19 protein-coding genes and 1 tRNA gene are annotated in these 20,421 nt (G+C 50.9%); 9 read left to right on the forward strand and 11 right to left on the reverse strand.

What is annotated here, in order from left to right; all coding sequences use genetic code 11:
- The first annotated feature begins 2 nt into the window (after positions 1 to 2).
- Positions 3 to 302, forward strand: coding sequence for a hypothetical protein (locus K6K13_RS08735; RefSeq protein WP_222160436.1), 300 nt, complete (start codon positions 3 to 5; stop codon positions 300 to 302).
- 121 nt (positions 303 to 423) lie between these two features.
- On the opposite strand, the gene K6K13_RS08740 is transcribed toward K6K13_RS08735, so the two are convergent.
- The 4 genes from K6K13_RS08740 to K6K13_RS08755 all read right to left on the reverse strand — a co-directional run bounded on the left by K6K13_RS08740 (position 424) and on the right by K6K13_RS08755 (position 3,107).
- The gene (locus K6K13_RS08740) at positions 424 to 633 is read right to left on the reverse strand and encodes a SymE family type I addiction module toxin (RefSeq protein ID WP_222160437.1); all 210 of its coding nucleotides are present in this window, start codon (positions 631 to 633) and stop codon (positions 424 to 426) included.
- Positions 634 to 859: 226 nt separating this feature from the next.
- A tRNA-Val gene (locus tag K6K13_RS08745) sits at positions 860 to 936 on the reverse strand.
- Between the two features lie 161 nt (positions 937 to 1,097).
- Positions 1,098 to 1,994, reverse strand: a complete 897-nt coding sequence (locus K6K13_RS08750; protein WP_222160438.1) for a LysR family transcriptional regulator — start codon at positions 1,992 to 1,994, stop codon at positions 1,098 to 1,100.
- A 54-nt stretch (positions 1,995 to 2,048) separates the two neighbouring features.
- Positions 2,049 to 3,107, reverse strand: coding sequence for an NAD(P)-dependent alcohol dehydrogenase (locus tag K6K13_RS08755; protein WP_222160439.1), 1,059 nt, complete (start codon positions 3,105 to 3,107; stop codon positions 2,049 to 2,051).
- 483 nt (positions 3,108 to 3,590) lie between these two features.
- Here K6K13_RS08755 and licT point away from each other — a divergent pair, with 483 nt between their 5' ends.
- The 3 genes from licT to K6K13_RS08770 all read left to right on the forward strand — a co-directional run bounded on the left by licT (position 3,591) and on the right by K6K13_RS08770 (position 7,921).
- Positions 3,591 to 4,442: a BglG family transcription antiterminator LicT gene (licT, locus tag K6K13_RS08760; RefSeq protein WP_252120458.1), complete on the forward strand. Its 852-nt coding sequence runs from the start codon at positions 3,591 to 3,593 to the stop codon at positions 4,440 to 4,442.
- Positions 4,443 to 4,552: 110 nt separating this feature from the next.
- The gene (locus K6K13_RS08765; RefSeq protein ID WP_222160440.1) at positions 4,553 to 6,439 is read left to right on the forward strand and encodes a beta-glucoside-specific PTS transporter subunit IIABC; all 1,887 of its coding nucleotides are present in this window, start codon (positions 4,553 to 4,555) and stop codon (positions 6,437 to 6,439) included.
- 9 nt (positions 6,440 to 6,448) lie between these two features.
- A complete protein-coding gene (locus tag K6K13_RS08770) occupies positions 6,449 to 7,921 on the forward strand; it encodes a glycoside hydrolase family 1 protein (RefSeq protein WP_286206789.1) in 1,473 nt (490 codons plus the stop codon).
- 56 nt (positions 7,922 to 7,977) lie between these two features.
- On the opposite strand, the gene K6K13_RS08775 is transcribed toward K6K13_RS08770, so the two are convergent.
- Entirely contained in the window at positions 7,978 to 8,877 is a 900-nt protein-coding gene (locus tag K6K13_RS08775) for a LysR family transcriptional regulator (protein WP_222160442.1), read from the reverse strand.
- 130 nt (positions 8,878 to 9,007) lie between these two features.
- Here K6K13_RS08775 and K6K13_RS08780 point away from each other — a divergent pair, with 130 nt between their 5' ends.
- Positions 9,008 to 9,949 (forward strand): AEC family transporter, encoded by a 942-nt coding sequence (locus tag K6K13_RS08780; protein ID WP_222160443.1) that lies wholly within the window; start codon positions 9,008 to 9,010, stop codon positions 9,947 to 9,949.
- 150 nt (positions 9,950 to 10,099) lie between these two features.
- Here K6K13_RS08780 and K6K13_RS08785 read toward each other — a convergent pair whose 3' ends face one another.
- Both K6K13_RS08785 and K6K13_RS08790 read right to left on the reverse strand, forming a co-directional pair.
- Positions 10,100 to 11,329 carry an MFS transporter gene (locus tag K6K13_RS08785; protein ID WP_222160444.1) on the reverse strand — a complete coding sequence of 410 codons (1,230 nt, stop codon included), beginning with the start codon at positions 11,327 to 11,329 and terminating at the stop codon, positions 10,100 to 10,102.
- Positions 11,330 to 11,344: 15 nt separating this feature from the next.
- On the reverse strand, positions 11,345 to 12,598 hold the full coding sequence (locus K6K13_RS08790; RefSeq protein ID WP_222160445.1) for an FAD-dependent oxidoreductase: 1,254 nt from the start codon (positions 12,596 to 12,598) through the stop codon (positions 11,345 to 11,347).
- Positions 12,599 to 12,977: 379 nt separating this feature from the next.
- Here K6K13_RS08790 and K6K13_RS08795 point away from each other — a divergent pair, with 379 nt between their 5' ends.
- The gene (locus tag K6K13_RS08795) at positions 12,978 to 13,625 is read left to right on the forward strand and encodes a LysR family transcriptional regulator substrate-binding protein (RefSeq protein WP_222160446.1); all 648 of its coding nucleotides are present in this window, start codon (positions 12,978 to 12,980) and stop codon (positions 13,623 to 13,625) included.
- 55 nt (positions 13,626 to 13,680) lie between these two features.
- On the opposite strand, the gene umuC is transcribed toward K6K13_RS08795, so the two are convergent.
- A complete protein-coding gene (gene umuC / locus K6K13_RS08800) occupies positions 13,681 to 14,943 on the reverse strand; it encodes a translesion error-prone DNA polymerase V subunit UmuC (protein ID WP_222160447.1) in 1,263 nt (420 codons plus the stop codon).
- A 244-nt stretch (positions 14,944 to 15,187) separates the two neighbouring features.
- Here umuC and K6K13_RS08805 point away from each other — a divergent pair, with 244 nt between their 5' ends.
- Positions 15,188 to 15,685 (forward strand): M48 metallopeptidase family protein, encoded by a 498-nt coding sequence (locus K6K13_RS08805; protein WP_222161023.1) that lies wholly within the window; start codon positions 15,188 to 15,190, stop codon positions 15,683 to 15,685.
- A 48-nt stretch (positions 15,686 to 15,733) separates the two neighbouring features.
- Here K6K13_RS08805 and umuD read toward each other — a convergent pair whose 3' ends face one another.
- Positions 15,734 to 16,165, reverse strand: a complete 432-nt coding sequence (gene umuD / locus K6K13_RS08810; RefSeq protein WP_222160448.1) for a translesion error-prone DNA polymerase V autoproteolytic subunit — start codon at positions 16,163 to 16,165, stop codon at positions 15,734 to 15,736.
- 481 nt (positions 16,166 to 16,646) lie between these two features.
- Between umuD and K6K13_RS08815 the strand changes: the two genes are divergently transcribed.
- Positions 16,647 to 17,861 (forward strand): diguanylate phosphodiesterase, encoded by a 1,215-nt coding sequence (locus K6K13_RS08815; RefSeq protein WP_222160449.1) that lies wholly within the window; start codon positions 16,647 to 16,649, stop codon positions 17,859 to 17,861.
- Positions 17,862 to 17,977: 116 nt separating this feature from the next.
- On the opposite strand, the gene K6K13_RS08820 is transcribed toward K6K13_RS08815, so the two are convergent.
- Complete coding sequence (locus tag K6K13_RS08820; RefSeq protein WP_222160450.1) at positions 17,978 to 18,538, reverse strand: TetR/AcrR family transcriptional regulator; 561 nt, start codon at positions 18,536 to 18,538, stop codon at positions 17,978 to 17,980.
- A 94-nt stretch (positions 18,539 to 18,632) separates the two neighbouring features.
- Between K6K13_RS08820 and K6K13_RS08825 the strand changes: the two genes are divergently transcribed.
- Entirely contained in the window at positions 18,633 to 19,526 is an 894-nt protein-coding gene (locus K6K13_RS08825) for an ABC transporter six-transmembrane domain-containing protein (RefSeq protein ID WP_222160451.1), read from the forward strand.
- Between the two features lie 13 nt (positions 19,527 to 19,539).
- On the opposite strand, the gene K6K13_RS08830 is transcribed toward K6K13_RS08825, so the two are convergent.
- Positions 19,540 to 20,094 carry a TetR/AcrR family transcriptional regulator gene (locus K6K13_RS08830; RefSeq protein WP_222160452.1) on the reverse strand — a complete coding sequence of 185 codons (555 nt, stop codon included), beginning with the start codon at positions 20,092 to 20,094 and terminating at the stop codon, positions 19,540 to 19,542.
- Positions 20,095 to 20,421 lie beyond the last annotated feature (327 nt).

Consider the following 20,421-nt stretch of genomic DNA (forward strand, 5'->3'; position numbering starts at 1 on the left):
GTATGGTTAATGTGAACGTAAAATGGTTAAGCCCTGATGAGGGGGGGCGGCAAACTCCTCCTCCTGGTGGTCGGTATCTCTCAATAGCTAGATTTCCTGATGATACCACGTGGCAAAATAATGCATGGAGTGTTATTTTTGATTTATCTCCACCTAAAAGTATTAATGGATATAAAGTAAGTGCAGGGACTGTTGAATTCATGATGGATAATGCCCCTAAAGAGCAGCTAAATAATCATGATGCATTTGAAATATATGAAGGGCCACATAAGGTAGGGGTGGTTTATATTCTAGAACGATAAATTTATGATTATAGTTAGATCAACGCGAGGTTCGAAGCCCAATCCCACTGCGACGCTATCTGGGTGATGCCGCAAACGAAGAAGTCTACTTCGAGCTGCGTTATCAGGGCCAACAGTACCGCTATTGCACCGGAACGCTGTCGGGTATCAGCACGGTCACGCCGATACCGGTGTCAAATCCCAACTCTCTGAGCCACTTGCCGGACAGTTTGGCCGCCGGGTTAGCAAGGCGCGCGAGGGACAAACCTCCCAGCGCAGGGGTAAGTTGCCAGTGTTGCCATTTTGCGGTCGGTATTCCACGATGTAGCGGCGCTCGGTTTTGAAAATGCATGGTTCTGACGATGAATCCTGTTCAGCCATGGTCAATTCCCATCAACTTTTCCTGTGGGACAAGGAACAGGCAGCCGATATTTCGCTAACAGCCCTACGTACGAGCTTCGTAGGGAGACATCAAACTGATTTGGATACGGGTATATCTCGAAAATTCGATCTGAATAAAGGGAAATAAGATTTTTCAAGACATTATAAACATCACTGTCCGTCTATAAAATATGAATTGGTACGACCAAGTGGACTCGAACCACCGACCCCCACCATGTCAAGGTGGTGCTCTAACCAACTGAGCTATGGTCGTACTGTATGTAGTATCAATCAATTAGTTGATTAGATACATTTTTTGACACCCCCGCTCGAGGAGTGGGCGCTATTATGGCGTTGTCCTCCCGTGATGGCAAGTGCTTTATTACCGCTTTTTTACCGAGTGCTGAATGTTTGTGCTGCGCGCATCCTTGGCGGTCATTTATCCTGATAGCGTATCGCATCGATAAACAGGGCAAATGCCGTGGGGTGCTGCTTGCGTGTCGGATAATAAAGGTAGTAGCCGGGAAACGGTGCGCACCATTCCTCCAGCACCCGCGTCAGTGTGCCGGCCTTAAGTTCCTGGCAAACGGTATCTTCCGGTACGTAAGCCAGGCCGAAACCGTGGCGTGCGGCATCAATGCGCTGGCGCAAACTGTTGAAGGTTAATTGTCCATCCACGCGCACCCGCATTTCGCGACCGGCATGTGCAAATTCCCAGGCATACAATCCCCCCAACGTAGGCAAACGCATATTAATGCAACGGTGTTGCTGCAACGCCTGAGGAGATGAGGGCACGCCGTTGCGCTCAAGGTAGTCGGGTGAGCCGACGACGGCCATGCGCATCTCCGGACTGATACGTACTGCCACCATGTCTTTCGCTACCTGTTCGCCCAGACGAATGCCCGCATCGAAGCGCTCGCTGACAATATCGGTGAGTGCGTTATCCACCGTAATTTCAATATTGATATCCGGGTAAGAGGCGAGGAACGATTTCAGTATCGGCCATAGTACATAATCGGAGGCATGTTCACCGGCGGTGATACGAATATTTCCTGCCGGACGAGCACGCATGTCGCGCAGGGCAATGAGCTCGTTTTCAATATCGGCCAGATGCGGTTCAATTCGGCTTGCGAGCTGCTCGCCAACCTCGGTTGGCGCGACGCTGCGCGTGGTACGGGTGAGCAGTCGCAGCTCCAGACGCTCTTCCAGACTGCGTACCGAATGGCTCAGCGCGGATTGCGATACGCCAAGATGAGCGGCGGCTTTGGTAAAGCTGCGTTCTCTGGCAACCGCTAAAAATGACAGCAGATCGTTGAAGTTTTCTTTCAGCATATGGCTTTCCGGTTGGCGCCACCGGCATGGGGCGGCGGCGCGTTGATCAACGGTTTACTGTGCGCTGGGCGCAGGCAGTGAGGCCATATCGATGACAAAACGGTAACGCACATCGGCGCGTTCCATACGTTCGAAAGCCTCGTTGATCTGGTCCATACGAATCATTTCGCAATCGGGTAAGATCTGTTTTTTCGCGCAGAAATCAAGCATCTCCTGTGTTTCACGGATGCCGCCAATCAGCGATCCGGCGATACGCCGACGTCCGAGGATCAACGGCACCGTGGTCGGTTCTGCCAGCGGGCCAACTTGCCCCACCAACACCAGCGTGCCGTCGACTTTTAACAGCGGCATGTAGGGGTTAACGTCGTGCTTGACCGGAACGGTATCAATAATCAGATCAAAATGAGATTGTGCAGCCGCCATAGCGGCGCTGTCGCTGGAGACCAGCAGTCGGTCGGCCCCGAGCGATAGCGCATCAGCTTCTTTGCTGTTGGTCCGGCTCATTACCGTAACATCCGCGCCGAGACCCGCAGCCAGCTTGACGGCCATATGGCCTAAACCACCCAGTCCAATGACTCCGACCCGGCTGCCGGGGCCGACATTCCAGGTGCGCAGCGGAGAATAGGTGGTAATGCCTGCACACAGCAGCGGCGCGACATGCGCTAGCGTCAGGGTATCCGGTACGCGCAGCACAAACTCTTCACGCACCACTAAATGCTTGGCGTAGCCGCCGTAGGTGTTTTCTCCGGTGATGCGATCGGGGGCATTATAGGTATCGGTTCTGCCGTTGGTGCAAAACTGCTCCTCGCCCTGATGGCAATGGTCACATTCCTGACAACTGTCGACCAAACAACCCACTGCAACCGCATCGCCCACGCGAAAGCGGGTAACGTCGGCCCCGATCTGGGTGACGCGCCCAACAATTTCATGGCCTGGCACAGCGGGGTACTGTGTCCACCCCCAGTCATTGCGTGCCGTATGTAAATCCGAGTGACACACGCCGCAGTATAAAATTTCCATAGCAACATCATTGGCGCGCAGGGCGCGGCGTTCGAAGGTGAACGGGGCGAGCGGCGTGCTGGGGCTCAGTGCGGCGTAACCGATGGTTTTCATGGTAGGCTCTCTGTTTGGCGTGATTGACGATATGCGTCGAAATAAAAGGGCGATGCGGCTTGTCATCAGCGCGCATCACTGTGTTATGGCGGCGCGAAACGGTATTACATCGAGCGTATCGCATCGCGTAATCCGATACCAGATAGCAAAATGTGCATGCACCAATGAGTATAATTCATGAATCATCGGCGGAGGGGGCATCTGCCTTGCTTGTTCTATGCCGCCGCAGTGATGGTGTTTCGCATAAATGCACAGCAAACGCAGTCCCTTGTCTGCGATGTTATCGAGATCACAATTTTAACATCCTATCCCCTTGGCCTATGGCACTGCCTTGACCCGTTATTGCCGCAGTGGTAGATTTCAGACAGCTTTTAGAGCTTGTTACCGTTCGGCGGGCAAAATCTAATTGCAGGCGCGAAAAAGAACATTTTCTTTTCCGTTTGCATTTATGTTTTGCCCGTTTTTGTTTTTGGGGGATGGCAGGTGACACAGACGATCAAACAAATATTAAATAACAATGTGGTCAGTGCCATTGACACCGCAGGCAATGAACGTATTTTGACCGGCAGAGGCTTGGGGTTTGAAGCGCGTGTTGGCGATATTGTGTCGGAAGATAAAGTGGAAAAAACGTTCCACTTGCGTGATGACAAGATCACCTCCCGTTTTATGGTGTTGCTCAATGAGCTTCCGGTGGAAACTATTCAGCTCACCGATGATATTGTTCGACTGGCACAACAGGCGCTGGATTACAAATTGAGTGAAGGGCTGTATGTTTCCCTCTCTGACCATTTGCATTATGCCATTGAGCGGCAAAAGCAGGGGCAGGAAATACACAATCCTCTGGAGTGGGAAGTTCGACACTTTTATCAAGAGGAATATACCGTCGCATTACAGGCGCTCGCGCTTATTGCCGCGCGAACTGGCGTAGTGTTGCCCAACGCCGAGGCGTGCAGTATCGCGCTGCATATGGTAAACGCCGGTATGAAAAGCCCCGATGGTCAGGTAACTGAAATCACCAAGCTCATCTATCAAATTCAGAATATCGTAAAATACTGGTATAGCATGGCTATTGATGAGCAAAGTATCGGCTACCAACGTTTTATTACACATATTAAATTCTTTGCCCAGCGCGTATTACGAAAAACCGAACTGAATGATGATGTCGATGACTTATTTAATCTGGTCAAGAAAAAGCATGAAAAAACGGTTAATTGTGTCAATGCGATCGGCGATTTCATTAAAAAAAATTACCAGTATCAGATGACAGATGCGGAAAAATTGTATTTAACGGTGCACATTGAAAACATGATGCAACGACAACAGCATTCCATTTAGGCTTGTTACTGTTTAATCAGGCAAACCCCAGAGGAAGCCAGGTGCCCGATAGCCTTGCTATCGGTCGATATTGAGCGAAACAACACGTTTCTTTCTGGAGAATCTCGGCGATGGATAGTAAACAAAGCGCTACCCGGATAATTGAACATCTGGGCGGCGAGCAGAATATTATCTCCCTGTTTCATTGCATCACACGTTTACGTTTTAATTTAAAAGACACCGATAAGGTGAATCGTCAGGCGCTGGAAAACCTGGATGGCGTGATGGGCGTCAATCTGTCGGGCGATCAATTTCAGGTGATTATTGGCGGGAAAGTGGCGCAGGTGTGTCAGGCCATCTATGCGCAATTGCCCCACCTTGAACGCCAGGCCGCAGAAGGTGAAAACCACAGCGACACGACGAAAAAACGCAACCCGATTTCGGCGCTGTTTGAAGTGATTTCCGGGGTTTTCTCGCCGATTATTCCGGCCATTGCCGGTGCCGGGGTAATGAAGGGGTTGCTGTCGCTGCTCATCTCCTTTGGCTGGGTGGAGAATACCAATCAGACCTATCAGATCCTTTCTGCGATCGCCGATGGTGTGTTCTATTTTATGCCAATTGTGCTGGCATTCAGCGCCGGGCAAAAATTTGGTGCTAACCCGTTTGTCAGCGTGGCGCTGGCGACGGCACTGTTTCACCCGACCTTGGTCACGCTACTCAAATCTGGCGCGCCGGTCCACTTCCTGGGGCTGAGCGTTTCACCCGTCTCCTATGCCTCATCGGTGATTCCGATTGTGCTGTCTGTCTGGCTGCTGAGTTGGGTGGAGCGCCTGTTGAATGCCGTCATGCACGCCGCGCTGCGCACCATCTTTGTGCCTTTGTTGAGCCTGCTGATTGTGGCGCCGGTGATGCTGATTGTTATCGGGCCAGCTGGTATCTCCCTCGGTAACGCCATGTCGGGTGGCATATTCTGGCTGCTGACCAATATGGGGGCGCTGGCAGGGATTTTGGTGGGGGGCACGCTGTCATTGATGATCATTACCGGCATGCACTACGTGCTGGTGCCTATCATGATCAACAACATCAGCCGCATGGGTTTTGATCCGGTAAAAATTCTGTTCTTTGTTGCCAACTTTGGTCAGGCGGGCGCGGCATTCGGTGTGTTCTTGCGTTCACGCAATAAGAAGCTGAAATCGCTGGCACTGTCGACATCATTCAGTGCCCTGATGGGGGTCTCTGAACCGGCGATGTATGGTATCAACATTCGCTTTAAGCGTCCGTTTGCTGCGGCGTTGCTGGGCGGTGCCTGCGGCGGTGGATTTGCGCTGATGATGGGCGTCAATACCTACGCTTACGCGTTAAGCGGTTTACCCGGCCTTCCGGCGCTGGTAGGGCCGACTTTTGGCTGGGCGCTGGTCAGTCTGGTTATTGCCTTTACGGTTTCCAGCGTGCTTACCGTCTTTATGGGATTTGAAGACCCGGCTGAAAAGACACAACCGAAAGATGAACACGTGGAAGCCCCTGCCGTAACTGAACCTGTCGCCGTGGTCGCGCGCAGTGAAGCGCTGTTTGCCCCACTGGCCGGTAACATGGTGCCTTTACATCAATTGAGCGATCCGGTGTTTGCCGATGAAGTCTTTGGCAAGGGGATTGCGATCGTGCCACAACGCGGCGAATTGCGCTCACCGATTGCCGGCGTGGTTGGCGCGGTGTTTGCCACCAATCACGCCATCACGCTGCAAAGCGATACCGGTGCCGAGGTGCTGATTCATGTTGGTATCGACACGGTGAAACTCAATGGCCGCCACTTTACGCGTCACGTCGAAGACGGGCAGCGCGTGGCGGTGGGCGACCCGCTAATCAGCTTCGATCTCGATGCACTGTTGGCAGAAAACATCGACCCCAGCGTGATAGTGATCGTGACCAATACCGAAAACTACAGTGATATCAGCCTGGTGAAACAGGGAAATATCAGTGAACGTGAACCCTTTTTGCAACTGTCCGCGACCGCGGCGTAAGGAAAGATGATGACCTTTACCAAGGATTTCCCTGACGATTTTTTATGGGGTGGCGCAACGGCGGCTAACCAGTTGGAAGGCGCCTGTCAGGTTGATGGCAAGGGGCTGTCTGCTTCTGATGTCTTTATTTTCGATGCCAATGCACCCAAAGAACGCTGGTTGGATCAATGGGCGGGCATGACCCATGCTCAGGTGGCGGAAGCGCAGGATCCTGACAGTAAGAAATACTATCCGAAGCGTAACGGTAACGATTTTTACCATCACTATGAAGAAGATATCGCGCTGTTTGCCGAAATGGGGTTTAAATGTTTTCGTATGTCTATCGCCTGGACGCGTATTTTCCCGCGCGGAGATGAAACAGAACCTAATGAAGCCGGGCTGCGCTTTTACGATAAGGTGTTCGATACGCTGCGCAAGCACAATATCGAGCCGATCGTATCGCTTTCCCACTATGAAATGCCGCTGACCTTAGTGACCGAATACGGCGGTTGGCCCAACCGCAAGATTATCGATTTCTATGTCCAATTTGCGCAAACGGTGTTCCAGCGTTACCGCACCAAGGTTAAGTATTGGATGACCTTCAATGAAATTAACTGCGTGAAGCACCATCCTTACGTCAGCATCGGCGTTGTGGAGGAGAATCACCCGCATCTGGAGCAGGCGAAATATCAGGGCGCACATCACCAGTTTGTTGCCAGTGCGTTGGCAACCAAGGCGTGCCATGCCATCATTCCCGACTCCAAAGTCGGCTGCATGATCAGCTACCAAATCCTCTATCCACATACCTGCCATCCCGACGATCTTCAGGCGTGTGAAGAGGTGCAGCGTGTTTCTTTGTTCTTCAGTGATGTGCAGGCACGCGGTTACTACCCCGCTTGGACAGAACGTATGTTTGCCGAGAAGAACGTGGTGCTGGAGAAAGCGGTGGGCGACGATGAGATTCTGCGTCAATACCCGGTAGATTTCGTGTCGTTCAGCTACTACATGTCGAGCACGGTCAGCGCACATCCGGAAAAACTGGAGGGGGTTAAGGGCAATCTGATCACCGGCGGTATTCGCAATCCGCACTTGCCGGAAAGCGACTGGGGCTGGCAGATCGATCCCAAAGGGCTGCGTCTGGCGTTGAATCAACTCTATGATCGCTATCAGAAACCGGTATTCATTGCAGAAAATGGTCTCGGTGCCGTTGATACAGTGGGACCCAGCGGCATCATTGAAGATGATTACCGCATTGACTATCTGCGGCTGCACATTGAGCAGATGCGAGAAGCGATTGCCGACGGCGTGCAACTGTTTGGCTACACCTGGTGGGGGCCGATTGATATGGTCAGTGCCAGTACTTCACAGATGTCAAAACGCTATGGTTTTATCCATGTCGATCAGGATGATATGGGTAATGGCAGCAAGAAGCGCTCACGCAAAAAAAGCTTCCATTGGTACAAGAAAGTCATTGCCTCTAACGGTGTCGATCTCAGCAATTAAGCCGTGCTGTAGGCCACGCTTGCCGCTGCATGGCGGGGGCGTGGTGTACCGTCTCTTCAGGTTGGCGTAGCCCAGCGCTGCGCGGCCTTTTCGGCTTCTTTCAGAAACAGTGCTAGCGAAGGGTTTCGATTGCCTGCACGCCACACCAACACTTGCTCAACGCAGGGGCTGTTTTCCAATTCGCGGTAAACCACGCCGGCGACACCGATTTTGGCAATCGACTGCGGCACCAACGCGATGCCCAGTGCTTCCGCGACAAAGCTGATAATGGTTTGCTGCAACTGTGTTTCCAACCGGAAATGCGGTGCAACGCCACCCGAGCGGCAATACACCTCAATGGCTTCACGCAGCATGGGAGCAACCTCGTGCGGTGTGGCGATCAACGCTTCGCCTTGCAAATCACGCGCGTTAAGCTGGGGCCGTTGTGCAAGGGGATGGGTGGTGTACAGCGCTAAACACAGGCGCTCACGGTACAGTGATAACGCTTCTAATCCATCGACAGGACCGGGATTAAACAGAATCCCCGCGTCGAATTGTCCGCTTAGCACCTCATCCGCTAACAGACCGGGAATGGTTTCCCGCAGTTCCAATTGCACCTGGGGATAGTGGGTGATAAAGCGTCTCGTCAGCTCAGGCACGCTGGTGTAAGCGGCATGCATCATGAAACCAATGGCGAGGTTGCCCAGTTCACCGCGTTCTGCCAACTGTGCATTGCGGCAAGCCCGGTCAAACGCTGACAACACGTCACGCGCTTCGGCAAGAAAAATTTCACCGGCATAGGTGAGCGTGGCCCCGTGGGCATGACGTTCCAGCAGTCGTGCACCCAGCGCTTTTTCCAGCGCGGCAATTTGGCGGCTCAGTGGGGGTTGGCTGATATGCAGGCGCTGTGCTGCCCGACCAAAATGGCGCGTTTCTGCCAGTGCCACAAAGTAACGAAGTTGACGTATATCGATCATGATACCGAAAAGGTATCACGATCGTTGTAAAAGTGCATTGGATTATATGACTGTGCGCTTTTACAGTTATCCCTCGCCTGGTGCTGTTGCCCGAATTGTCGTGGCTTATCCATTGAAGTGAGCAGTTGTCATGCTATCCACCCTGAGTATTGTTTTACCGATTTTCGCCCTGATTTTTGCCGGATGGTTTACCCGCACGTTGGGCATTCTGGGCCCAAATGCGACCAGCGAGCTAAATCGTTTTGTCGTCTATCTGGCATTGCCTGCCCTGTTATTCGATATTATCGCCCACGCGCGTCCGGCAGACGTTTGGCAACCTGGTTTTATTCTGGCGTTTACCCTTGGAACGCTAGTGGTGTTTGTCATCACGGTAGTGCTGCAAATGCAACGCTCACGCCACCTGGCCGATGCCGCACTGGACGCACTCAATGCCAGCTATGCCAATACGGGTTTTATGGGATTTCCCTTGGCGCTGGCATTTTTAGGGCAAGATGCGCTGGCACCGACGCTGATCGCTACCATCATTACCGTCTGCGTGCTATTTGCTATTGCTATCGTGATTATCGAAGTGGGCGTGCAGAGTGAACAGCGCGGTGTGCGTCTGGTGATGAAAGTGACAGGTTCTCTGGTGCGTAACCCACTGCTGGTGGCTCCGGTTGTGGCGATGTTTTTCCCTTTGACCGGGCTTAGTGTGCCATCACCGGTCACGGTATTTTTGAAGCTACTCGGCGGTGCTGCATCCCCTTGTGCCCTGATCGCGTTGGGGTTGTTTCTGGCTAACAAACCGCGTAAAGCGCCGTATCAACCCAATGTGATCATCGGCCTATTGGTCACACTAAAACTGCTGCTGCATCCGCTTATTGTATGGGTGATGGCAACATGGGTATTCGCCTTGCCGTCGATGCTGGTGCATACCGCCGTATTGCTGGCCGCACTGCCTACCGGAACAGGCCCCTTTATGCTGGCAGAGTTTTATCAGCGTGAGGGGCGTATTACCTCACGCTGCGTGCTGTTTTCGACGCTGATTTCGATTGTGACCATCACGCTCTATCTATATTGGATTCGGCGCTAGCGTGCTGTGTTTATAATAATAAACTGCCCGAATGCTATATTCGGGCAGCTGTTTTAAGGTGTTTGCTCTGATTAAAAGCAACACTTATCCTGCGACAATCGTGCTTGCCGGTATAACAACCAAAGGATGGATTACTTTCTATTAATAACGTTATTTCTCAGTATGAGGCAGGGAAATAAACAGAACGATCATCCCGGAAATAAAAGCACACACAGCCAGTGCGGAGAACGCGTAATAATAGCTGTTACCAAAAGTGTCCAGAATCATCCCCATGCCGATCGGTGCGGATAACGATCCCAATTGCCAAATGGTATTAAGGAATCCCACTGCCGCACCGGTTTTTTCTACCGGGACCAGCTCGCCGATAAACGTATTCATTACCGGGCTGTAAGCGAAGGCGGTTATCCCCAGAAGAGGAATCAGCACATAAAGCGCGCTAACGCTATTATTGCGGCTAAACCACATCAGCGCAGGCACCAGCACCAACAGCAGCGCTGACAGATAATATTTCTTGTTTTTGCGTTGGAATTTATCCATCAGGGAGCCGGTCAGCGGCTTAGCGATCACGGAGGCGATGGCATACAGCGACATCCAGGAACCGGCCGTCACCAGTGATAAATTCAGTTGACCGTTCAGGTAGGTGTTTGCCCATGATGCGGTGCCCCAGGTGGCAGCCATCGCGAAGAAACCAGAAAGGCCCAGTAAAACCAGATTGCGGTTCTTGAACATCGACAGCACGTCACGCCAGAACGTGGAGGGGGTGCTATTGATTTTCGGTTTGTCGGTCTGCACCGGGTTAGGCAGGTAGAAGAAGGACAGTGCAAAGAACACCAACGGTATCAACCCCATAATAAAGAAGGTGTATTGCCAACCGTGCTGCTCGGTAAACGGCGGTGCTGCCAGATTCACCAGCAGTAATCCGCCGGTGGTGCCGGTTTGCAGAATACCAGTCGCCATCCCTTTGTTTTTCGGGAACCATTCAAAGATAGCACGCAGGCAAGCGGAGAACGTCGCCCCAGAGCCGATACCGGCCAGCACGCGGATCATAAAGCCGGTGTTATAGCTGGTCACAGTCCCAAACAGCAGGGTACTGACACCTAATGCTAACAGGGTGCCGAGAATCACTTTGCGGTAGCCGAGTTTGTCGGTTAGCAGGCCACCCGGCAGATTGGTCAATACATAGCCTAGATAAAAGGCAGACATAAATCCGCCCATTTGCGCCTTGGTCAACCCCAGATCGACGGAAATGGTGGGGATGATGGGGTTAATCAATAATCGTGAAAAAAAGGAGAGTAAATAGCAGGCATACACCAGCACAAATATCGTAATGTGCTTTCGAGTAATATGCGAGGTAGGTTGAACCATCGTTTCTGTTTTCATTATGTTATCCCTGATTTAAATGAGCGCGCCTTGTCGTTTTAATTCGCATTGGATCGCGGCTATATCGTTTTCTGTTGACGTGTTTTTCATACTGGCGGCAATACCTGCGGCGTGGCCGGTTAAAAATGCCGTACCCATAACGCGTACCGAAGCGAACGCTTCGCTGTCGCAGGAAATAATTCTGCCTGCCAGCCACAGATTATCGATATTGATACTTTTCAGACTGCGCAGCGGAATTTCGTAATAGCCGTCATCTTTGATCCAGGTATAGACCTGCATCTTGTTGGCTGACGTATGGCGTTCAATGGGCCAGCATCCACGTGCGATGGCATCGTCAACGGTGGCGGCATTGACCACATCGTCCCCGGTCAGCGCATATTCACCCACGGCGTGGCGCGATTCGCGGATACCGATATGTGGCCCAGTGTTGATGACGTATGCCTGTTCAAAACCCGGCAAGAAGCGCTTGAAGGTGTCCAAATAGGCCATTGCCTGCTTGCGTGCACGAATTTGCCCTTGCGTCATGCTGTCGGCGTCGAGCGGGTTCACCTTCTCATTGCACAGAATGGCGATGACATCCTCAGTACCAACAATACGCATGGCAAAACCGCTGTCTTTGCTGAGTGGTGTAATACCCGCCGCCTTGCCCTGTGCGATGGCGGCACGCAGTGCTGCCGGGCTGACATCCGCCTCGCTTGCCACGCCGCCAAAGCGGGTTAGCAGAGATCCGAATTGCAGATTTTCTACGTCGGGTGACGTGTGTTCCGCTCCGGACAGGTAAACCAGGTTGCCATCGCCGCTGGCATCGACAAAGGCCTGTGCCGTGATCTGCACCTTGTCACCATCGGTCAGTAAGGTAATGCTTTTAATGGTATTTCCGTTACGTACCACATCGCACAACTGGCTGTTGAGCAACAGGTGGGCACCGGATTGCATGACCAGCTCTTCCAATACAATCTTGGTCATTTCGTTGTTTACTGGGAACATCACGTTGCCCCACGGCGATCTCAGCGGTTCACCGCAGCCGCGGTATTGTTTGAGTTTCTCCATGACCATGCTGGCGACGCCGCCCGCGATTTGCTCGCTATTTTCATGACGCGTAAAAAAACCGTCATAGGTGGGAATAGAACAATGCGTGGCTTGTCCTCCTAAATAGGAGCTTCTTTCTACCAATAATGCTTTTTTCCCCGCTTGTGCTGCGCCAATGGCTGCTGCAACACCGCCGGCACCGCCGCCGATCACCACAACGTCATAGTTATTTTGAAGCATTGTTACTCCTGTTCGCAGATACATTGATGGCGGGTATATTTGCGGAACAGCGAGAAGGATATTGGGATTGGCCTCACATTATTTTTTTTGAAATAATGGATATCATTTATTAATAATGTCGATAAAAAAGGTTTTTCGTTGTATGTTGAATATTAAAAATATCATTCATTTTCAGGTTCTTAGTAAAGTTGGAAGTTTTACTAAGACTGCGACAATGTTAAATATATCACAATCCAACTTAACACATTTAATCACAAAAATATAACAAGAGATCAACATTAAATTAATCAACCGTACGACACGTACTTTTTCACTGACGGAATTTGGTGCTGTTTTTGCGCAGCGCTGTGAGCGTATTGTCGATGAATTCGATCAATTAATGGCACTCGTCGATGCGCATCAGGGGCAGGGGACATTAGATCATGCTTTTATCGGCGTTATTCCGCCTGTCGGGCGTATGGATTTTTTTAAAAACTTCCTGGCAGTAAATCAAACAGCCAAAAATATTAATTACTCCTTTGTTGACGGCTCCAGCCACGCGCTCATTGAAAAAGTGAAAAACACAACGCTGCTGGCAGCGTTCGGTACGCCGTCACAAGAGGAACTTGACGATGGTCTGCTGGAACATCAGTTAGTGCTGGAAGATCACGTTGTCGCGGTGCTGCCGTTACAGCACGCACTGGCGTCGAAATCGGAGATCGGATTGTCCGATTTGGCGTATGAAAACGTTATTTTGCCGCAAAAGGACACGGGGTCGTATTCCATTATTTCAACGGCATTTTCTCTGGCGGGCATCAAGCCCAGACAGTACAAAGAGTGCAGCCAGATCGATATTGTGATGGATATGGTTGAAAACAATGCGGGTATTGCACTCTTTTCCAGTTCAATTGTCGATTTATATAAACGTGAGCATGTAGTGACTATTCCATTAAAGCAGAAAATCAATAAATCGATATACCTGAGTTTTTTACGTCGCAACAGAAGAAATAAATTACTCACCCCCGTCATGGATATGGTAACGCACTAATCGCGCTGTGTTCCTCCCAGTGGGTTGCGCATGCCATTCTGGTGAGGTTTGTCATCTATTTTGCAATCGGTACATCGGCAAACCGCGTGGTATACGCGGGTGACAACATGTTGCGCTTCATCGCCCAGGGTTGCTGAATACCTTGGCCGGCGAACCATACTGACCCTTTTCCCGAGGTATTTACGTGGTCAATAACCTGCATGAGCGTTGCGCTATTGGCTTGCTGTTGGTTGGTATCGAACAAATTAAGCTGGGCGGTGCCCTGGCTGTAAAAATCGCTCAGCATGACACCGGCTTTCATGTAACGGTGCCCGTTGGTCCAGATGCGATCGAGCGCCTGAATGGCCACGCGAATAATGTCGCGCGTGTCGCTGGTGGGAATACTCACTCTGCCGGAAGCCTGATTACCATAGAAGACTTCACCATCGGTATGTGGGCTGGTACGCAGAAACACGCTAACCTGACAGCAATATTGCTGTTCCTGCCGTAGTTTTTCGGCTGCGCGCTCGGCGTAGGCGCAGATAGCCTCATGCATGTCACTATAATCGGTGATGCGATAACCAAATGAACGGCTACAGACAATCTGCTGTTTGGTGGGAGCAAACTCATCCAGCTCGAGGCAGGGTTCACCGCGTAATTCACGCACGGTGCGTTCCAGCACCACGTTAAAGTGCTTGCGAATCAGCCAGGTTGGGCTTTCCGCGAGATTCAGCGCGGTTTCTATGCCCATCTGATTGAGCTTTTTGCTGATACGCCGGCCTACGCCCCACACCTCGTTGACGGGCACCAGTGACAGCAGCTTGCGCTGCCGATCGGTGTTCGACAAATCCACCACACCGCCTGTTTTTCGCCACGTTTTGGCGGCATGATTTGCCAGCTTGGCCAGCGTCTTGGTTTGTGCGATACCGACACCGACCGACAGCCCGATCTCTTTATGCACTTTTTGTTGGATCTGTTGGCCTAACACGGCAAGCGGGGTTGCGTTGCTGACGCCGGACAAATCCATAAAGGCTTCATCGATCGAATAGATTTCCAGCGTTGGCGCTAACTCAAACAATGTGGCCATAACGCGATTACTCATGTCGGCATAGAGGGTGTAGTTAGAACTGAACACGGCGATTTGCGCATCGGGAAACGCTTTTTTCATCATGAAATAGGGCGCTGCCATTTTTATCCCCAACGTTTTGGCTTCTCGTGAACGGGATATCACACAACCGTCATTGTTGGACACCACTACCACCGGTTTTCCGCGCAGGTCTGGGCGAAACAAGGTTTCACAGGAGGTATAGAAGTTATTGACGTCAATAAGGGCGAACATGGTGGGAATCTCTGGGTATGTGTTTATATACAGTATATTTGTGGGGTAAAGCGATCAAGTGGTATTGCATGTGCTGCCAGCAATCCATTGATAGGGCGGGATAACTATTTTTACTCACTGTCCATGCGGGTAAATGACACGGTGTTCGGTATCTGCCAGATAGCCTCGGTGAGGAAAATCGATTAGCATGTCCGTAACTTTTTCGCCCTGTGCATTCACTGCTGCTGACGCGTTTACGGCCACAATGAGCAAACTGGATTACATAAAGCATTACCCATCAGAACTGATCGCCAGTGTCGATAGCTTGCTGCAAGCTGGCAGGCTGGCTGCGGTGGTTAAACAAAAGTACCCCACAACGCATACCGTGACGAATGACAAACAGCTCTACGACTATGTCAATGGCATAAAAAATCGCTATCTGAAAAAGGAAAGCGCGCTTGCTAAAATTATTTATGACGGTGCGTTAAATCCCGTTAAAGGCACGCTCGGCACCAATACCTTTATCTCTAAAAATCATGGCGGGAAGTTAAAAGCCAAGAATGAAATCAAGATATCGACCCTGTTCAGGAACGCGCCTGAAGCCTTTTTGCGCATGATCGTGGTGCATGAGCTGGCACACCTGCGCGAGAAGGACCACAACAAAGCCTTTTATCAACTCTGTTGCCACATGGAGCCGGACTACCATCAGTATGAGTTTGACATGCGTTTGTGGTTGATTTGCAGAGAAGAAGGACTGATTTAACCGGATGTCATGCGTCGAACGATAGGCGCATTGCTCTTTTTCCTTCCGCTAGCGCATCGCCTTTACCGTAAAGGTGACCACACCAAAGATCTCAAGCGCTTCCTCATGCTGGAAGTGTATCGGTGAATAGCGCGTGTTATGCGGCACCAATTGCATAAAAGGGCGGATGCGTAACTCCTTAACGGTAAACTCGCCGTCCACGGCGGCCACAACGATATCACCGTGCTGTGCCGTCAATGCCCGATCAACCACCAGCAAGTCGCCGTCGCTAATGCCGGCATCAATCATCGAATCACCGCTGACGCGAATAAAGTAGGTAGCATTAGGGTGTTTGATCACCAGTTGATTGATATCTAGCCTATCTTCCACGTAGTCCTGCGCCGGGCTGGGGAAACCACAGGGCACGTGTTCGATAAAAAAGGGCAACGAAGAGGCATTGACGCTGAGGCGTGGAGGCCGTGTGGGCGTGGATAACGACATGATGATTTTCTCTATATATGTATATAAACACAGCATATGTGGAATGACCATCGATCAAGCGTTTTTCTGATAGTTTCCTGTAATGGACTATTATACCGAGTGGTTTACAGGCAAGGTTTGCGTGGTGACGCTTTCTCCGGTTTGCTGTACTTGCAACACTAGCAAGAAACGCTTTTCTACCGTGTTGTTCGGTAACGATTTGCGGGCATAGTCATTGATGTCAACGGGTTATTGGTGTGATACGGGGTATTGAAAACTGGAGGATGAATTTTGTTACTGCTAATCTTTGTCCATGAGCGTGTCTTTTAGTGGACACTTTACAACGGCGATCGTCCGCTGAGCACGGGTTGTCAGCGCTGTACGTTTAGGAAAAACGGTGATACGCGAGAGGCATCTTGTCTGCTATCTTATCTATCGTGATGCCTTTCCCTAATGATGGGAATATTGAAACACCTATTTTTTTTCTAAGAGTCTGGGTCTTATGCTGTCTACATTGATTTACCGAAGTCGTGCAAGCCGAACATTTGATCTATCGCTGCTCGATGCGTTAGTGGCGCAGTCTCAGGTGCGTAATATGACGCTGCAACTGACCGGCATTCTGATCTTTGATGGCAGTCATTTTCTTCAGGTTTTGGAAGGTGAACCCGAAACGGTGAATCAGCTGTATGACGCTATCTGCGACGATCCTCGCCATGACGGTGTGGTTGAGTTGATGCGTGATTATGCGGCGAAGCGCCGTTTTATCAATATGGGCATGGCGCTGTTTGATTTACGCCATGATAAACCCGGTGCCGTGCTGCGAGCGGTGATAAAAACCGGTGCGCTGCGTTATAATCTGGCGAGTGATGACCGGGTTTATAAATTTATTCGTACCTTTGTTGAAGGCCGCTGGAAGAAACAGCTGGCCTACAGCAGTGAACCTGAATCCTGGGGGTTCTTGTCAGAAGCGCCGCCCTTTACCTCTCCGCCCGAACAGTCGTTTTTGGGGCAACCTTGTCAGTTCGCGCTGCAACCTATTATTGAACCGCTGCGTGGGCAAATCAGCTCGTTTGAAGCGCTGATCCGTGGTCCGAACGGTGAGTCGCCGCAGGATTATTTCGCGTCGATCCCGCCCGACAAACTGCATGAAACCGATCTTTCGTCCAAAGCATGGGCGTTGGCGCTGGCGAAAAATATCAATATTGGCAGCCATAAAATTTCTATTAACTTGCTGCCGATGTCGCTGGTCAAGGTGCCGAATGCCGTTGATATTTTACTGGAGCAGATCGATCGCAATGGCCTGGTGCCTGAGCAGGTCATCGTTGAAGTGACGGAGGATGAAGTCATTTCCAGTTTCGACGAATTCTCTTCTGCTATTCGGCAATTACGTTCGGCGGGGATTGGTCTGGCTATCGATGACTTTGGTGCCGGTTTTGCCGGGCTATCGCTGCTCGCCAAGTTTCAGCCCGGCAAGATCAAAATCGACCGTAGTATCGTAACGGATATCCATGCACATGGGCCCAAGCAGGCGATTGTTCAGGCCATCGTAAAATGTTGTGCGGAGCTGGAAATCAGCGTCGTTGCTGAAGGGGTGGAAACGGTGGAAGAGTGGTGCTGGCTAGAAGCTGCAGGCATTAGACGTTTTCAGGGATTCCTTTTTGCTAAGCCCAAACTCAATGGCGCACCGGCTATTTGTTGGCCGCACCGGCGCGGTTGATTGTCGGTCAACACACCGCAACATCATGAACCAACTGATGTCTGCCTAACGTATTTTTCCCCGCAAACTGACCGGGGTGCCCACGGATGGCATATGCGGTGCGTTAATGCGTATTGCTACTGGATGCGCTGGAGAAAGGCATCGATATCGGACATTGCCTGACGACGGGCTTCTGGTGTTGGATTGATAATCAGATGATCGGCATAACCGTTAAGTAGCGCGCTTAGCTGCCGGGTGACCTGCAACACATCAACGTCCTGCCTAACATTCGCTGCAATAATGTCGCTTAATAATCCATCCCAGACATGGGTGAGCGTTAGCGCCAGCGCGGCATATTGCTCTTCATGAATGGCCTTGCGCCACAGCGCGCTATACAGTTGCCAAATGGCATCGCTGGTTTCCGGCAGATATTCTGTTACAAAAGCCTGAAGCTGCTGGGCGGGCGGTGCTGCTCGCACCGTTTTGGCAAAATTATCCAGATCGGCCAGCATAAAACGCGAGTAGGCTTCGAGACACAGCGTCTGCCAGTCTGAAAAATAGTGATAAATGTGGCTGCGGGAAAGATTCAGTGCTTCTGTCAGTTCTCGCGTGGTGACATTTTCACTGCCTTTTTCGATAAAAAGGGCAACGGCGGCATCCAAAATTCTCCCCCGTAGTGCTGTGCGATCTTCTTTCATCCTGTTGTCCATATTGACTTTGAGCAAGTGCTCAAATACACTCCGACATGATTTTGAGCAACTGCTCAAAATCATAACCCACGAATGAGTTGTCATGCAAAACACATCTTACCATGCAACCGCAGTGCGCTCTCACAGCGCCGTCGGCACACTTAAAAACCTGGCCGTCAGGCATAAAAAAAAGCTGTTTTTTACACTGCTGTTGGTTGTGGCTGAGAACGTGATCTACTTGCTGTATCCCTTGCTGGCGGGCTTTGCCATCAATGCGATAATGAAGGGGCAGGCGGCACACGGGGTTTTCTATGCCGCACTGGTGCTACTCATGTGGGGGATTGGTGCGGCGCGGCGCAGTATTGATACGCGTACTTTTGCGCGTATTTATGCTGCGCTTGCGGTTCCGGTGATTTTGACTCAGCGTGAGGATGCGCAGAACAACTCTACCATTGCCGCTCGCTTGGCGCTGTCTCGAGAGTTTGTCAGCTTTTTCGAAACGCATTTGCCTCTGTTGATTACGTCGTTAGCGTCGATATGCGGTGCCGTTGTCATGCTGCTGGTCATTGAGCGCATGGCCGGTTTCTTTTGCCTGGGGATCCTAGCTTTTTTCGCTCTTTTCCTGTCGGAATATACACGCCGGAATGAAGTTCTCTATCAACGACTTAATAACCGATTAGAAAAGGATATTGCGGTTGTCAGCAGTGCAGGCGAAAAAAAACTGCATCGCCATTATGATGTGATGGCGCGTCTGCGTATCCGTCTGTCCGATCGTGAAGCGTGTGGCTATCTTGCCATCGGTGCTGCTTCGGCACTGCTGTTTGGTGGTGCCATCATGCTGATGGCGGGAAAAAAAGGCATCGATGCTGGGCACGTTTATTCTGTGATGACCTACCTGTGGATGTTTGTGATGAGCCTGGATGACAGCCCGGCGCTACTGGAAAAATACGCGCAATTGAAAGAGATTGGCAAACGGGTGAATACGGGGCTTGGCTGATCGCGCTGTGCCCTTATTCCCGCACCAGTCGGGTGATCGCCAGCAAAATTTTTTCCCGACTCATGGGGTGGCGATTAAAAAAGTTATGAATGGTATACCCCTCAATTAACACATCCAGCGTCCATGCCGTTTCCTCGGTAAAATGGCGGTGCAATGCAGTCCTGCTGCGGGACATCCACTCTTGTAACAGCGCGCGGTAGGCTTCCTGGCGCGAAGCCAGCGCATAGAGTTCAAAACTTAACGTCAGGTGGTTCGGCGTTGCCCAGATATTCCCGCAAATCAGATCGGCGACGGCTTCACAGGCGCTATCAATGTCTTCTGCTTGTGCCAGTCGCTGATGGAAGGCGTGAGAAATTTCGTCAATCATAAAGGTGAACGCGTCGATCAGCAGCGCATCAATGCTTTTATAGCGATAAGTTAAGGTACCTAAAGAGAGTTGCGCCCGCGCCGCCACTCGGCGATACGTGGTTGCGCGCACACCGTGTTCAAGGATTACGTTTAACGCGGCTTGCGCGATCCTGGTGGGTGTATCTGTTACGATATCTGTCCGATTGCACGAGGCGGCCATCTTTTGCTCCTTATTCCCCATTGCTGCTGCGCTGGACTCCACGGCATTCTAAGCTATTCGCTACCTTGAGGCGATAAACCCTGTTGTTAATGCTCAGATTTTTATATCGGGTTATTGTACTTAATGAGTCGTTTTATCCGTTATTGCAGTCTGTGATATTCATCAAACTTATAAGTGAAAATATTTTCATTTTATTTAAATGATTAACAATCATCAGCTTATATTATTTTTAGTTTTTAAAATGGTACGTTATGAGATTTTATTCATAGATGTTTCTGTTGTCGCGCTGAGTAAGCCCTTATTCTGAAGCGGTAATTCACTCTTGAA

It is taken from the genome of Symbiopectobacterium purcellii (assembly GCF_019797845.1).
Taxonomy (GTDB): Bacteria; Pseudomonadota; Gammaproteobacteria; order Enterobacterales; family Enterobacteriaceae; genus Symbiopectobacterium; species Symbiopectobacterium purcellii.